This is a genomic window from Nocardia sp. NPDC051787, from assembly GCF_040681325.1.
GTDB lineage: Bacteria > Actinomycetota > Actinomycetes > Mycobacteriales > Mycobacteriaceae > Nocardia.
In genome coordinates, this window is sequence record NZ_JBFAYO010000014.1 from 148,743 (window position 1) to 163,593 (window position 14,851).

12 protein-coding genes and 1 pseudogene are annotated in these 14,851 nt (G+C 67.3%); 8 read left to right on the forward strand and 5 right to left on the reverse strand.

Translation table 11 applies throughout. The features are described 5' to 3' along the window. Window positions 1-75: 75 nt before the first annotated feature. The 3 genes from AB0M45_RS17400 to pruA form a co-directional block, all read right to left on the reverse strand. Window positions 76-1,524 (reverse strand): amino acid permease, encoded by a 1,449-nt coding sequence (locus AB0M45_RS17400; protein WP_364329472.1) that lies wholly within the window; start codon window positions 1,522-1,524, stop codon window positions 76-78. 249 nt (window positions 1,525-1,773) lie between these two features. Then, window positions 1,774-2,730 (reverse strand): proline dehydrogenase family protein, encoded by a 957-nt coding sequence (locus tag AB0M45_RS17405; RefSeq protein WP_364329475.1) that lies wholly within the window; start codon window positions 2,728-2,730, stop codon window positions 1,774-1,776. After that, the gene (gene pruA, locus AB0M45_RS17410; protein ID WP_364329479.1) at window positions 2,730-4,367 is read right to left on the reverse strand and encodes an L-glutamate gamma-semialdehyde dehydrogenase; all 1,638 of its coding nucleotides are present in this window, start codon (window positions 4,365-4,367) and stop codon (window positions 2,730-2,732) included. Before pruA ends, AB0M45_RS17405 begins: the two co-directional genes overlap by 1 nt. A gap of 151 nt (window positions 4,368-4,518) precedes the next feature. On the opposite strand from pruA, the gene AB0M45_RS17415 reads away from it, so the two are divergent. The 3 genes and pseudogenes from AB0M45_RS17415 to AB0M45_RS17425 all read left to right on the forward strand — a co-directional run bounded on the left by AB0M45_RS17415 (window position 4,519) and on the right by AB0M45_RS17425 (window position 6,402). Further along, window positions 4,519-5,778 (forward strand): helix-turn-helix domain-containing protein, encoded by a 1,260-nt coding sequence (locus tag AB0M45_RS17415; RefSeq protein WP_364329482.1) that lies wholly within the window; start codon window positions 4,519-4,521, stop codon window positions 5,776-5,778. Window positions 5,779-5,835: 57 nt separating this feature from the next. After that, window positions 5,836-6,060: pseudogene (locus AB0M45_RS17420) on the forward strand (dienelactone hydrolase family protein); the annotation flags it as partial. 27 nt (window positions 6,061-6,087) lie between these two features. Further along, complete coding sequence (locus AB0M45_RS17425; RefSeq protein WP_364329485.1) at window positions 6,088-6,402, forward strand: PQQ-binding-like beta-propeller repeat protein; 315 nt, start codon at window positions 6,088-6,090, stop codon at window positions 6,400-6,402. 47 nt (window positions 6,403-6,449) lie between these two features. Here the strand turns inward: AB0M45_RS17425 and AB0M45_RS17430 are convergent, their stop codons facing one another. Then, on the reverse strand, window positions 6,450-6,920 hold the full coding sequence (locus tag AB0M45_RS17430) for a hypothetical protein (protein ID WP_364329488.1): 471 nt from the start codon (window positions 6,918-6,920) through the stop codon (window positions 6,450-6,452). 604 nt (window positions 6,921-7,524) lie between these two features. Between AB0M45_RS17430 and AB0M45_RS17435 the strand changes: the two genes are divergently transcribed. Then, window positions 7,525-8,667 (forward strand): acyl-CoA desaturase, encoded by a 1,143-nt coding sequence (locus AB0M45_RS17435; protein ID WP_364329491.1) that lies wholly within the window; start codon window positions 7,525-7,527, stop codon window positions 8,665-8,667. Between the two features lie 256 nt (window positions 8,668-8,923). After that, entirely contained in the window at window positions 8,924-10,249 is a 1,326-nt protein-coding gene (locus tag AB0M45_RS17440; RefSeq protein WP_364329494.1) for an immunity 49 family protein, read from the forward strand. 379 nt (window positions 10,250-10,628) lie between these two features. Here AB0M45_RS17440 and AB0M45_RS17445 read toward each other — a convergent pair whose 3' ends face one another. Next, the gene (locus AB0M45_RS17445; RefSeq protein WP_364329497.1) at window positions 10,629-11,060 is read right to left on the reverse strand and encodes a MarR family winged helix-turn-helix transcriptional regulator; all 432 of its coding nucleotides are present in this window, start codon (window positions 11,058-11,060) and stop codon (window positions 10,629-10,631) included. A 129-nt stretch (window positions 11,061-11,189) separates the two neighbouring features. On the opposite strand from AB0M45_RS17445, the gene AB0M45_RS17450 reads away from it, so the two are divergent. The 3 genes from AB0M45_RS17450 to AB0M45_RS17460 all read left to right on the forward strand — a co-directional run bounded on the left by AB0M45_RS17450 (window position 11,190) and on the right by AB0M45_RS17460 (window position 14,850). Continuing rightward, window positions 11,190-12,281, forward strand: a complete 1,092-nt coding sequence (locus tag AB0M45_RS17450) for an alkene reductase (RefSeq protein ID WP_364329500.1) — start codon at window positions 11,190-11,192, stop codon at window positions 12,279-12,281. 120 nt (window positions 12,282-12,401) lie between these two features. Continuing rightward, window positions 12,402-13,325, forward strand: a complete 924-nt coding sequence (locus AB0M45_RS17455) for a zinc-binding dehydrogenase (protein WP_364329503.1) — start codon at window positions 12,402-12,404, stop codon at window positions 13,323-13,325. 208 nt (window positions 13,326-13,533) lie between these two features. Further along, on the forward strand, window positions 13,534-14,850 hold the full coding sequence (locus AB0M45_RS17460; protein ID WP_364329506.1) for an FAD-dependent oxidoreductase: 1,317 nt from the start codon (window positions 13,534-13,536) through the stop codon (window positions 14,848-14,850). The last annotated feature ends 1 nt before the right edge of the window (window position 14,851 follow it).

Here is a 14,851-nt window from a genome sequence, read left to right on the forward strand (position 1 = left end):
GGTTCACCGGCGGCGTCGGACGGGGCCGGGTGGGTGGACGATCCACCCACCCGGCCGATTTCCGAGCGGCCGGCGTCAGTGCCCCTCGGAGGTCAGCGGGCCCGCCGATGCGGCGGTGCGCTCGAGCTTGGAGTGCGTGCGTGAGTAGCCGAAGTAGACGATCAGGCCGACGACCAGCCAAACCGCGAAGCGCGCCCAGGTCTCCCACGGCAGCGACCAGATCAGATACATCGAGAACCCGATGCCGATCAGCGGGACGACCGGCATGAACGGCAGCCGGAACTCGCGCGGCTCGTCGGGCCGGGTGCGCCGCAGCACGATTACCGCGACCGACACCACGATGAACGCCATCAGGATGCCGATATTGGTCAGCTCGGCGACCACCGTGATGTCCAGCAACCCCGCCATCAGCGCCGATCCGATGCCGACGATCCAGGTCACCCGGGTGGGCACTTTCCGGACCGGATGGGTCTTGGCGAACCATTCCGGCAGCAGCCCGTCGCGGCTCATGGCGAACCACACCCGGGTCACGCCGAGCATGAAGGTGAGCACCACGGTGATGATGCCGACGATGGCGCCGACCGCGATGATGTTCGCGACCCCTGGCTGCCCGACCGATTCGAAGGCGGTGGAGAACCCGCTGGTCGGGCTGATCTCGGTGTACTTCTGCATGCCGGTCAGCACCAGGGTGGCCAGCACGTAGAGCACCATGGCGATGGCCAGCGAGTAGATGATCGCCTTGGGCAGGTGCTTCTTTCCGTCGGTGGACTCCTCGGCGGCGGTGCTCATCGCGTCGTAGCCGAACACGGCGAAGAAGACGGTGGCCGCGCCGGTCCACACCGCACCCGCGCCGAAGGGGAAGTACGGGGTGTAGTTGGAGCTGTCGATGTGGAACACGCCGAGCACGATGATCAGCACGACCAAGGCGACCTTGATGCCGACCGCGACGGTCTCGAACCGGCCGACGCTGCGGATGCCGCGCGAGAGCAGCCAGGCCGTGCCGAGGCAGAACAGCACCGCGAACACGTCGATCACGTGGCCTTCTCCAGTGCCGGAGGCGCCCATCATCCAATCCGGCAGCGTGATGTCGACCTGCTCGAGCAGGAACTTGAAGTACCCGGATACGCCGATGGCGACCACCGCCGCGACCGCGATGTACTCCAGCAGCAGGTCCCAGCCGATGAACCAGCCCGCGATCTCGCCGAGTGACACGTACCCGTAGGTGTAGGCGGACCCGGCCTTGGGCACCATCCCGGCGAACTCGGCGTAACACAGCGCGGCGGCGCCGCTGGCCACGCCCGCGATGAGGAACGAGATGAGCACCGAGGGCCCGGTGACGGAGTGCGCCACCGCACCGGCCAAGGTGAAGATGCCCGCGCCGATGATGCCGCCGACGCCGATCGCCGTGAGCTGCCACAAACCCAGCGACCGCGCCAGCCGCTCGTCGGCGGGAGCGCTCTCCTCCTCGATCTCGCCGAGAGGTTTGCGGCGCACCATCTGGCTGCGTAACTGCGCGAGGGACATGTACATCCTTTCGTCCACCTGCGGTACGCGGAGAGGCAGTAACGCAGATCACATTTTCAGCTGCCTACTCAATACGACCACAGCGACGCTGTGATCGTTCAGTTGGACAAATAAAGTTCTGTGGTTTTGGCCGCGCGAACGGGCGATGCTCGGTCCGCCAACCTGAATATTCACGCTTCGTGCTATGGCAACCACGCCGGCCCAGCACCGCTTTTCGAGCGAAGCGAGACCAAGCGCTGCAAAACCAGCTCATTCTCGGCCGAAGGAGCGCAGGAAGAACGCGATGTTGGCCGGGCGCTCGGCCAATCGGCGCATGAAGTAGCCGTACCACTGGTCGCCGTAGGGCACGTAGACGCGCAGCGCGTAGCCCGCCGCGACCAGCCGCCGCTGTTCGGCGTCGCGAATGCCGTGCAGCATCTGGAACTCGAAGTCCCCGCAGGCGCGGCCGGTTTCGTGCACGTACCGCAACGCCTCGTCGATGAGCGCGGGATCGTGTGTGGCGACCATCGGATAGCCCTTGCCCTCCATCAGCACCCGCAAGCAGCGCGCGTAGGACTCGTCGACCGCGGCTCGGCTCTGATACGCCACGGATGCGGGTTCGCTATAGGCGCCCTTGCACAACCGGATCCTCGATCCGGTACCGGCGAACGTCCGGCAGTCTTGCTCGGTGCGTTTGAGATAGGCCTGCAAAACCGTGCCCAGCCAGGGGAAATCCAGGCGCAGCTCGCGCACGATGGCCAGTGTGGAGTCGGTGGTGGTGTGGTCTTCCGCGTCGATGGTCACCCAGATACCCGCGTCCCTCGCGGCGGTGCAGATCTGGTGCGCGTGCTCGCGTGCGATGGCGTATCCGTTCTGGGGAAGCGACTGGCCCAGCGCGGAGAGCTTGAGCGATACCTCCAGTGGGCGCACAGGTTGCTCGTCCTCGGCCCGCAATTCGGACAGCGCCGTCAGCAACCGCAGATAGTGCGCGACGGTGGCGCGGGCTTGGTCCAGATCGGTGGTGTCCTCGCCGAGATAGTCGATCGTCACGGCGCGTCCGGAGCGCAGCAGCGCCGAGGTCGTGGTCACCGCGTCGGCCTCGGTCTCGCCCGCGACGAAACGGTCGACCACCTTCTTGGTGGCCGGCATGCGGGTGATCGTGCGCTCGATGCGGGGGGAACGGGAGGCCGCCAGCACGGCGGGCCGGAGCAGTCCGGAGAAGGCCATCACAGCTCCTGGTGCGGGTAACGGTGGTCGGTCGCGGGGACGAACGTTTCCTTGATCGTGCGAGCGGAGGTCCAGCGCAGCAGGTTCTGCGCCGAGCCTGCCTTGTCGTTGGTGCCGGACGCGCGCGACCCGCCGAACGGCTGCTGGCCGACGACCGCGCCGGTGGGTTTGTCGTTGATGTAGAAGTTGCCCGCCGCGAAGCGCAGCCGGTCGGTGGCGGTGACTATTGCCGCGCGGTCCTCGGCGATGACCGCGCCGGTCAGGCCGTAGGGGGAGCCCTTGTCGACCAAGTCGAGCGTGGACTCGAACGATCCACGCACCGAGTCGTCGTAGACATGCACCGCCAGGATCGGGCCGAAGTACTCGGTGCGGAATGCCTCGTCGGCCGGGTCGTCGCCGAGCAGGACGGTGGGCTCGACGAAGTAGCCGACGCTGTCGTCGGCGTGCCCGCCCGTGGCGATGGTCAGGCTCGGGGTCGCCTTGGCACGCGCGAGAGCGTCGGCGTTCTTCGTGAAGGCGCGCCGGTCGATGAGCGCGCCGCCGAAGTGGCTGAAGTCGGTGACGTCGCCGTAGCTGAGGGTGGCGACCCGGTCGACGAATTCGCGGCCCATTCTGGCCCACACCGACTTCGGGATGAACGCGCGCGAGGCGGCCGAGCACTTCTGGCCCTGGTAGTCGAACGCGCCGCGGATCAGCGCCGTGCTCAGCACATCCGGGTCAGCCGAGCTGTGCGCCACGACGAAGTCCTTGCCGCCGGTCTCGCCGACCAGACGCGGGTAGGTGTGGTAGCGGTCGATGTTCGTCGCGACCGTGCGCCACAGGTGCTGGAAGGTCGCGGTCGATCCGGTGAAGTGGATGCCCGCGAGGCGGCGATCGGCGAGCGCCACCTCCGACACCTCTGGTCCGGCGCCGTGCACCATGTTGATCACGCCGGGTGGCAGCCCCGCCGCTTCCAGCAGTTTCATCGTCCAGTACGCCGCCACCGACTGGGTGACCGCGGGCTTCCACACGACGGTGTTGCCCATCAGAGCGGGCGCGGTGGGCAGGTTGCCCGCGATGGCGGAGAAGTTGAACGGCGTGATCGCGTAGACGAAACCCTCCAGCGGGCGGTAGTCCACCTTGTTCCACACACCTGGTGTAGAGATCGGTTGATCCGCCAGAATGCGGCGGGCGAAGTGCACGTTGAACCGCCAGAAGTCGACCAGCTCGCAGGGGGTGTCGATCTCGGCCTGGTAGGCCGTCTTGGATTGGCCCAGCATCGTTGCCGCGGCGATGGTTTCGCGCCACGGTCCGGCCAGCAGGTCGGCGGCGCGCAGGAAGATCGCGGCGCGGTCGGCGAAAGACAGGGCCCGCCAGCCCGGGGCCGCGGCGGTCGCCGCCGCGATGGCGTCTTCGACGTCGTTCGGCTCCGCCGTGGTGAGCGTGCCCAACACGGCGGCGTGCCGGTGTGGTTGCACGACCTCGAGCCGGTCGCCGTGACCGCGCCGATGCTCACTGCCGATGACGTGATGGATTTCGGTCGGCGTCGCGGCGAGCTCGGCCAGCTTCGCCTGCAGGCGGGAGCGTTCGGCGCTGCCCGGGGCGAAGGTGCCCACCGGCTCGTTCACCGGCTCGGGTGGCGACACGACGTTGTCCATGGATCCTCCTGCGGGGTAGGCGGGTCTCTTCGGTCCGGTGTACTAGGCGATTTTCCGGTAGAGCGAAGTCAACACCGGAAAACTGCCCGAAGAATGAGTCAGTCGGACAAAGATGGGGCGAGTGCGTTGTCGAGTTGGCCGAAGGATGGACATGGCCGGGGATGAGGATTCGGTTGTCGCGGACATCGATCTGTTCGGCCTGGCGCAGATGGTCGCGCAGAACGCGGGCGGGATGGTGTCCATCGAGGACCCGAACTCGCACGTGCTGGCGTACTCGGCGTCCGACGAAACCGCCGACCAGTTGCGGGTGCTGTCGATCCTGGGGCGGGCGGGGCCGCCCGAGTACCTGATGGTGCTGCGGAAATGGGGCGTGTTCGACCGATTGCGCAACAGCGACGAAGTCATCGACGTGCCCGCGCACGACGAGCTGAACATCAAGCGCAGGTTGGCGATCGGCATCCGGCATCCCGCGGACTCGGGCGGCCGGACGGTGCGAGTGCTCGGCGCGATTTGGTTGCAGCAGGGCGATCAGCCGTTCAAACCGGACGCGGCCGAGGTTCTACGGGGCGCCGCGGCCATCGCGGGCCGCCTGATCTCCCGCAGCCTCGACGCACCGACCACCGAGGCGCTGCTGATCCGGCGACTGTTCGGCGCGGAAGGCGGCGCGGTCGACTCGGCGGCGGTGGCGAGAGCGCTGAGTGTGCCGGCGAGCGGTCCGGCCGCGGTGGTCGGGTTCGCCCTCACGGCCACCGAGCAGGCCACCGCCACCGAGCCCGCCGCCCTCGGCAGCATTCTCCGCTTGCGCGCCAGCTCTTTTCGCGGCAACGCGGTGACCGCCACGCTCGGCGACCGCGTCTACGTCCTGCTCCCCGGCTACCGCTCCGCGCAAACGGTGACCGCCTGGACACGGCAATTGGTCGAACAGCTCGAGACGAAGAGCTCGCTGGCGTTGCGAGCCGCAATCGCCTGCCCCGTCCCCGATCTCGGCCGCGTAGCCGACGCGCGGGCCGAGGTCGATCGCGTCCTGGACGGCACCGTCGCGACCTACCCGAAGCATCGGGTGACCACCCTCGCCGAGTCGCGGACCGCGGTGCTGCTCGGCGAGGTACTCGATCTCGTCGGCTCGCGCGCCGAACTGCACGATCCACGGCTGCGCGCACTACTCGACTACGACCGCAAACATTCCGCGAGCCTGCGCGACAGCGTGGAGACCTATCTCCGCGAACACGGCGACGTACGCAACGCCGCCGCGGCACTGCGGGTACATCCGAACACGCTGCGCTACCGCATCCGCCGCGTCGAGGAAATCCTCGGCATGGACCTCGGCGACCCCGCCGACCGCCTGCTGCTGGAGATCCAGCTCGCACTGCATCGCCGGATCCCCGCCCGCCCGCCGGAGCCCTCGACCTGACGATGACTTTCTGTCGGATGCCGACAGTAGTGTTCGCGCCGACGCGCCCCGCGCGACGCCGACGCCTACCTCCGGTTCCTCACCACCCAGCCCGAGGTCAGCGCCGGAGCGGTCGCCGTGATCGGCTACTGCATCCGCGTCTCGGCGCTGCGCACCGCAGCGGCCCATCCCGACCAGGTGGCCGTGGTCGCCGGATTCCACCCCGCCTTCTTGGTCACGGACGCGCCCGACAGCCCGCACCGCCTCGTCACCACGCTCGCCGCTCGCGAGTCCACCGCGTAGATCGGCATCGACGAGCACACCGGACGCATGAGCGCGATCGAAGGAGTAGTGGGTAGCACCGTGATCGTCCGATCGCTCGATGGAGCAGAGCTGGCCGGCCTCGATCTCACCGACGGACATCGAATCTGGCAGCAGCCGACGCCGTTCTCGGACACGTCACGCTACGACGGCATAACCGACGCAAGCCACCTCATCCTGACCGACGGCACGACCGTGCACGCGATCGACGCCGACGACGGTTCGACTGTCTGGTCGATGCCGTTACCGCCCAGTGGTGATCCCAGATTGCGCTCGGCGGTGAAGGCGATGGGGTGGCCGCATGGTCACGGTGACCGCGGATGAATTCACCGGATACGCTGCGGCTCGAGCTACATGTCACCCGAGGCCCCCTATCGATCGTGCACCCCCGAAGGCTGCGCCGCCGTGGGGTACAGGCTGCGGCCGAGCACCACATGTCCGGGCATGATCACGCTGCACACCTGGGTGAGCACGGCCGGGACCGCGCCGCCCAGATGCGGCATCCCCGGAACGATCACCGCACCGGCCCGCGTCACGTGCACACGCTCGATCAACGCGAGCAGCGCACCCGAATCGATGCGCGACTCGACCGTGAGTATGTGCGGCAACGCGTAACCGTGGCGATTCGCCAGCGCTTGAATGAGCTCCGCGTCTCGTGCCACGTCGGTATCCGCGACCGCTTCGCAACGGAAACCGAGCGCTCGCGCGGTCTCGGTGTTCACCGTGGAGCCTGCCGTGGTGTCGATGGACTCGGCGCGTAGCCACTTCGCGATTCGTTCCAGATCGGCGAGCCCCTCCGAATACAAATTGCCTCTGTCTGTACCGCCATCGTTCACATTCATCCCCTGCGCCTCCCTGCGGGTTGTGGTGTGACACCCGACGCCGGGGGCTCCTGCACCCAGTCAGCGGCAGTACCTGCGCAGCTGGAGGAGGGCCGCCTCGAGCGCGCCGGGATGAGGAACCGGCCGCTCACCCCGGCGTCGGGGCCGAGGTCAGCGTCACAGGATCAGGGGGGCGCCGACAATGGCAGTCTCGGCGAAGTGCAGACGGAAGTGTCTGCAGTGGCAGCGTAAGGTCTTGTGGCCTCGGATATTCCAGCTGGACGAGAGTCGCGCTCGACCGCTACCGCTGCCGCATGGGCGAGGCGAATCGTGTCGTCGCCCTCATCGGCACCGGCCTACACCTATCCGCCAGAGCTCGGCCTAGCGGTTACAGCCGATGCAGCGCAATCGTCACTCCGATGTGGCGTCCGTCGGTACGTCGGTTAACCTGGCGGTGGTCTCATCGCGACATTCCGTTGTCGAGGTAGGCGAGCCCCCATGTGCTGACTTCCGGTAGCCCGCTGTGCTGGGCACGGGAGTGGAGGACGACAGTTCGAGCCCGGAGACCGACAACGACAACAGGATGCGTAGGCAACCCGTGGTAATCGAAAGTAGTACCGGCAGGGTGGTGCCGAAATCCGCCGCCACACCGGACGCGCTCGTAGCGTTGGAGCGCATCGAGGAAGGCGCACCGGGAAAGGGACGACTTCCCTCGTCGTCGACCCAGACCCGGGGACACGGACCGGCGCGTGGCAGCGAGTACGCGGTCTTGTTGCGTCGGGTGCGGCAGGCGGGGCTGCTGGATCGACGGTTGCGGTATTACGTCTGGAAGAGCGTGGTCACCGCGGTGGCGTTCGCTGCCGGGTGGGCGGCGTTCTTCTTCGTCGGCAACTCGTGGTGGCAACTGGGCGTCGCCGCGTTCTTGGCGGTGGTGTTCGCCCAGATCGCATTCCTCGGTCATGATGCCGGGCACAGACAGATCTTCGGCAGTCGGCGGGCCAACTATCTGTTCGGTGTGATCGCGGGCAATCTCGGTATCGGGCTGAGCATCGGCTGGTGGGTGAGTAACCACAACAGGCACCACGCTCACCCCAACACAGAGGGTTCGGACCCCGACGTGATGGGAGTGCTGGCCCATTCCGGCGATCGAGCACGGGCCGGCAAGGGTTTCCGGCGGCTGATCTTCCGCTACCAAGCTTGGCTGTTCTTTCCGATGCTTTTCCTCGAGGCAGGCAGTCTGCACTACGCGAGTGTTCGGGCGGTGCTGCGCTGGGCGATACCGAACCGCATCTGGGAGGCCGTCCTGCTGGCCGCGCACGCCGCCGGGTATCTCGCCGCGGTATTCCTGGTCCTGTCGCCGGGCAAAGCGGTGGCCTTCATCCTTGTGCAGCAGGGCCTGTTCGGGTTCTACATGGGCTGCACCTTCGCCCCCAACCACAAGGGGATGGAAGTACTGGCCGAAGGCGACTCGACAGACTTCCTGCGCCGTCAAGTGCTCACATCTCGCAATGTCCGCGGCAGCTGGCTCGTCGACGCAGCCCTGGGCGGTCTGAATTACCAGATCGAGCACCACCTGTTCCCGTCCATGCCGCGGGCCAACCTGCGCCGAGCCCAGCCGATGGTCGAAGAGTTCTGCCTCGAGCTCCAGCTGCCCTACTGCCAGACCAGCCTCCTGGACTCCTACCGCCAAGCACTCGGCCACCTGCACACCGTCGGCGAACTCGCCCGCCCACTACCTCCCGCCGTAGCCGCCGGTCGAGGCAACTGAGTTTTCGGATTTCGCGCGCAGGTGCGCCGCAAGACAGGCACAACACGTGAGCGCCGAGACGAATACTCGGGCGACAACGTCGACTCTTGCCGTCAGCGGCTCAGGGTGGTCTCCAGCATCACCGGCGGTGTCGAAAATCGATCTTCGTTCACGACCCGCACCGCACCGCGCGGTAGACGCAGCTGAGTGCGTGTCGCTTTCCCAATGCCGGGGGCGATTGACTCGTTGTGCAGCTCGGCGCCGATACCGTGGGAAAGTGGACAAGGTACGTAGTGCGATCGAGGCGAATGTCCGGCTCGCTGTGGAAGCCATCGGCCCTGGTAGCGGGATCGACTTCGGGCTGAACCGTGCGTCTCTGCAATTGCTGGAGGACTCACTCGAACACCAGCGTGCGGTTCCGGGCTACGATCCCACCCCCGCCGACATCGAGCAACTGGTAGGGCTCGTCGGGTCGTTCCTGGGTGCCTGCATTCTCGCCGAGACCGACGGTGACTGGCACGTTCATGATGACGGCGAGCCTGCTGTGCTGTTGTCGGATGGGAAGCTGGTATTCCCGTTCACCAAGGCACGCGCAGCGATTCGGTCCGGTATCGACGGCGGTGAATCGATCGTCGGTTTCCACCGGACGGTCGTCGACTTGTTTGCTGCCGGCACGATAGATCAGCTGGTTTCCAGCCTTCCTCACCTTCCGCGCCACGACTATCCCACCGATAACGCAGCTGAGGGGCTGGCAGTTCTCGAGGAGAATAGGAGCTGGGTCCTGGCTGGGCTCGACAAGCCGGAGGGCGTCGGGCGGGCCCAGGCTCTGAGCACGACTCTGACCCTGGCGCAGTCGCGGTGCGCGGTGGATCCGGAGGCGGTGAAGTTCGAGACGTGGGAGGCGTGGGTCACGGCGATGCAGACCGGGTCCGCGTTGTTCGCCGCGGCCACCGCCGCCGAGGGCAGCAGCGTGAGCGTGCGGATTCAGGAGCAGGAGCGGTCCTTGCCCGCGATAGGCCCGGAGTTCTGTGTGAACGCAAGCTCTTGGGTTACCTCGTTCTATCTTGCGCTGATCTGCCGGGAGAAGGAGCGGCTGGAGATGTTGGCCAGGGTGCCCGTTTCCCTGCTGCGTGAGTCGATGCGCGGGTCGGGTGCGGAGATCCTCGAGTACATCTACCACTGGGTGGAGGCCCTGCAAGGTGCCTGGCTGGATCGGCCGGACATGGGCGACAAGCTGATCGCCGCGGTCGATGGCACCGACCCGCAGACAGCGCGGTTCGACGGCTCCGACGAGGACGCAACTGCGTTCATCGACAAAGACCTACTGTTGAAAATCGAGTATCCGCCGATCAATCTTTTCTACCGCTATCTACGGCAGGACCACGACGAATTCAACAAGGCGCTGGCCGAAGCGCTGCAGTGGCACAAGGAGTACTGGACCGCGACCGAGGACCGGACCTGGAGCTCTGAGGGTCTGGTCGCCCTCGGCCCGCTCGCCATCGCCTGCCTCGCCCACGACGCCGGCTTCCCCATCGACATCGAATCGGAGTACTTGCCCACCGCACTCCTGAAGTACCTGTGGGTCGGCGAGATCGATACCTGAACATCGGCGCGAAGTTCGACGCGCGCCATCTGCCTGTGGTCGCCATCGGTACGCCGTCTGTCCCCCGTCGCCTCTTCGCCGAAAAAGGCGAGCTCAGCACCGATCCCGAGTTCCGCGCCCGCTTGCTCGAACATGACGCCGCCTCCGACTGGTCGCCGAACGATCCCCGCCCTGGCGGACCGCACCCGGAACTGGTTCGCCAACCGAAAACAGCCGATCCGAGACCCGGCCCGTCGCCAACCCGGCGATCGCCCGGTTGGCCGCGCAGTCCCAGCCCGGAGCCTCCTCCCCAGCTCGGGACCGCCTCGCCCGGCTCATGAACGGCTGGCCTCGATTCCAGTGCGCTGCCGGTATTCGACGGGCTCCCAGGTGGATACCGCTACTGGGGAGGGGTAAGGGCTTTGCGGAGTAGCTCGGCCAGTTGGAGTTGTTCGCCGGGCGTGAGATTGGCGCCGGCGCGGCGAGGGAAGTCGAAGGAATCCTCGAAGGCGGCGTTGACGGCGTCGCCCTCGCGGGTGCGCTTGATCTGCCGGAAGCGGCGGTCATCGGGGTTGGTTTGGCGCTGGACCAGCGAGCGGGCCTCCAGGCGGGTGACGATCTGGGTGATGTTGGAGGCGTCGCAGCCGAGTTCTTCGGCGAGTTCGCCCATCCCCCTGGGAGTGCCGACCCTTCCGAGTACGCACGCGTGGGCCATGCTCATCGCGTGTTCGCGGGCCGCGTCCTCGAAGGCGTGGTTGTAGGCGTCCACGAACTCGAACATCACCTGCTCGAGGTCGGTGGATGTGCTCACGGGGCCTGCCGGTACTGCCATATCGGAATTCTAGGCCAACTTTGCCGCAGATACTTGATCGACTAAAGCGATCTGTGACACGATGATGCTTGATTCGATAAAGTATTCGCGGCGGGCCACCGCGCGCGACTCTGACAAGCTAAGGAGTACATGGTGAGCACCCTGTTCGAGCCGGTCTCGATCGGCAAATTGCAGCTCCCGAGCCGGCTGGTAATGGCTCCGATGACCCGGAACCGGGCCACCCTGCAGGGCCTCGTCACCGACCTCACCGCCGAGTACTACGCCCAGCGGGCGAGCGCGGGCCTGATCATCAGCGAGAGCATCCAGCCCAGCGTGATCGGACAAGGCTACTTCCTGACCCCGGGACTGCACAACGCCGAACAGACCAAGGCTTGGCGCCAGGTCACCGATGCCGTGCACCAGGCGGGCGGGCGAATCTTCGCCCAGCTCACCCACTGTGGCCGGATCGGGCACCCCGCCCTCTACCCGGACGGCGCGCTTCCGGTCGCCCCGTCCGCGGTGCAGTCCGGCGAGCAGCTGTACACGCCCGACGGGATGATCGATCACCCCACGCCCCGGGAAATGACCGCCGAGGACATCGCCACCACGGTCGCCGACTTCACCGCCGCCGCGCGCAATGCCATCGCGGCCGGGTTCGACGGTGTCGAGCTGCACGGCGCGAACGGCTACCTGCTGCACCAGTTCTTGGCCGACAACACCAACCTGCGCACCGACTCCTACGGCGGATCGGTGGCCAACCGCATCCGGTTCGTCATCGAGGTCGTGGCCGCGGTGTCGGAGGCCATCGGTGCCGACCGCGTCGGCATCCGGCTCTCGCCCGGCAACCCGTTCAACCACATCGAAGAACCCGACCCGGCGCCGCTGTACGTCGAACTGCTGACGCAGCTGGCCGAACAGGGCATCGCCTATGTGCACATCGTCGAGGGCGGCGACCGCGAGCTGACCACGAAGCTGCGCGCCGCGTGGCCCGGTGCGCTCATCCTCAACCCGCACCGCACACCGGAGGCTTTCCCCGCGACCGTCGAAGCGGCCGAGGAGGCGCTGGAATCCGGTGTCACGGACGCGGTCTCGCTCGCCACTCTGTGGCTGGCGAACCCGGACCTCGACGCCCGGATCAAGGCAGGCGGTCCGTACAACACCGCCGACCAGGCGACCTTCTACGGCGGCGACCGCACCGGTTACACCGACTACCCGACCCTCGACAAGGTCACCTCGGCCTGATATTCGCGACGACCGCTCCGATGCCGGTCCCGGGCTCCGGGCCACGTCGGGGCGGTCGTGGCGCGCCCGCACCACATCCGCCGGCGCTCCTCGCGCCGGCCAACGGGAGGAACGCAGGAGATGAAGGCACTCGTACACGACAGGGTCAGTCCGCACATGCTGCGGATGGGAGATGCGCAGGAGCCCGTTCCCGGGCCGTCCGAAGCGCTCGTCGAGGTCGTTTCGTTCTCGTTCAACTTCGGGGAGGTCGCTTTCCGGGTGCCCGACCTACCCGACGGTACGATCCCCGGCTGGGATGCCGCGGGCATCGTCGTCACCCCCGCGGCGGACGGCTCCGGACCACCCGCGGGAACCCGGATAGTCACGTTCGGCTGGTCCGGCGCTTGGGCGGAACGGCGCGCGGTCGACACCGCGCAACTCGCCGTGGTGCCCGGCGGGCTCGATCTGGGTGCTAGCGCGGCACTCCCGGTGGCCGGGGTCACCGCGCTGCAGGCGGTTCGGCAACTCGGGTCCATCGTCGGGCGTCGTGTGCTGATCACCGGGGCGTCCGGTGGTGTCGGCAGGTACGCCGTGCAACTCGCGCACCTCGCCGGTGCGGAAGTCGTTGCCTCGGTGGGTAATTCGGAACGGGGGATCGGTCTGGACGAACTCGGGGCCGCCGAAGTGGTAATCGGGCCCGAGGCGATGCGTGGCCGGGCCTTCGGGGTGATCGACAATGTCGGCGGGAAGCAATTGGCCGACGCCTATCTGCGGCTCGAACCGGGCGGCACCGTGGTGGCCGTCGGCAAGGCCTCGCGGGAATCGACCACCATCGACTTCGAGGAAGCCCGTATCCGGGTCGATCGGGGGCGCATCGAGACCTTCAATATCGCCAGCCCCTTGGGCGGCGACCTCGCGCAGCTCGTCCGGTTTGCCGAGCGGGACGAGCTCGACCTGTCGATCGGCTGGCGCGGCGACTGGGCAGACTATCGCGACGCCGTCGAGGCGCTGTTGCACCGCACAGTGCGTGGCAAGGCCGTCCTCGATATCCGGCAATCGGTCTGAGCGATCCCGGCATCCGCCGCGGGGCGGCGCGAATCGTGCGACGCGCCGCCCCGCGACGGCTCGAAAACCGTTCCGGGCTGCACGAATGAAGTCCAGTTTCCCGACGATGAGCGGTCGATGAGGACGCTCTCGATACGGTCGCCCCGTGGCTGGTCGCGGATGGGCGAGGAGCCACTGGCACGAGCTGTACTAACAGAGGAGACAGGCCATGACCAGCCGCGCAGAGAGCCGCGCTGTCGTACTGGGGGGCGGGCTCGCCGGGTTGTTCGCCACCCGCGTGCTCGCGGACCGGTACGAGCGGGTAACCCTCGTCGACCGAGACCACCTCACCGGCCCGAACCTCCTGCGGCGTGGCCTGCCGCAGGGGCACCACCTGCACGGCCTGCTCTCCCGCGGCCAGCAGATCGCCGAAGAACTCTTTCCGGGAGTCACCGACCAGATGGTCGCCGACGGTGCGGCCATCGGTGACGCGTCCGGCGACGTGCGCTGGATCATCAACGGCAAACGCCTGGTCCAGGTCGACTCCGGGCTGATCTGTCTCACCGCGAGCCGGCCGTTCTTCGAGGCCCACATTCGCGAGCGCGTGCTGGCCCTGCCCAATGTGGACCTGGTCGAACAGGCGGACATCAGCCGGCTCGAGGTGGTCGAGAACGGCCAGCGAATCGCCGGTATCTGGGTGTTCCCGGAGAACTCGCACGAGACCCTGCTGCCCGCCGACCTCGTGCTCGACGCCTCGGGCCGTGGCTCCCGCGCGGCGGTGTGGCTCGACGACCTCGACTACGGGCGGGTCGAAGAAGAGAAGCACAAGATCGGCATGGGGTACGCCACGCGGTACTACCGCATCCCGGACGAGGCGTTCGGCGGCGACATCTCGATCAACACCGTGGCCTCGGCGGGCATACCGCGCGGATGTATCTGCCAGAAGATCGACGGCAACCGCGCCATCGTGACGGCCTACGGCATTCTCGGCGACCACCCGCCCACCGACCCGGAGGGGTACCTCGCGTTCATCAAAACCCTTGCCGCGCCGGATATCTACGAAACGCTGCAGCACGCCGAACCGCTGAACGACCCGGTGGCCTACAAGTTCCCCACCAACCTGCGCAGGCACTACCAGCGCATGACCGCCTTCCCGGCCGGATTCCTGGTCATCGGCGACGCGGTGGCCAGCTTCAATCCCAGCTACGCCCAAGGCATGACCGTCGCGGCCATGGGCGCCATGGTGCTGCGCAAGCACGTGCAGGCCGGGGGCGAGATCGATCCGCTGGCCTACTTCCGTGACCTCGCCGCCGAAGCCATCGACGGATGCTGGGAGATGGCGGTCGGCGCCGACCTGAGCTACCCCGAGGTCCAAGGCGAGCGGACCCCGGAGATCCTGGCGGCACACGCGTTCATCGCTCGAGTCCAGGACGCGGCCAGCCGCGACGGCGACGTGTCGCGGGCCTACCAGCGCGTCATCGGTCTGGCCGACCACCCGAGCGTGCTGCACGAGCCGCACCTCGAAGCCAAGATCATGGCGGGGTGAC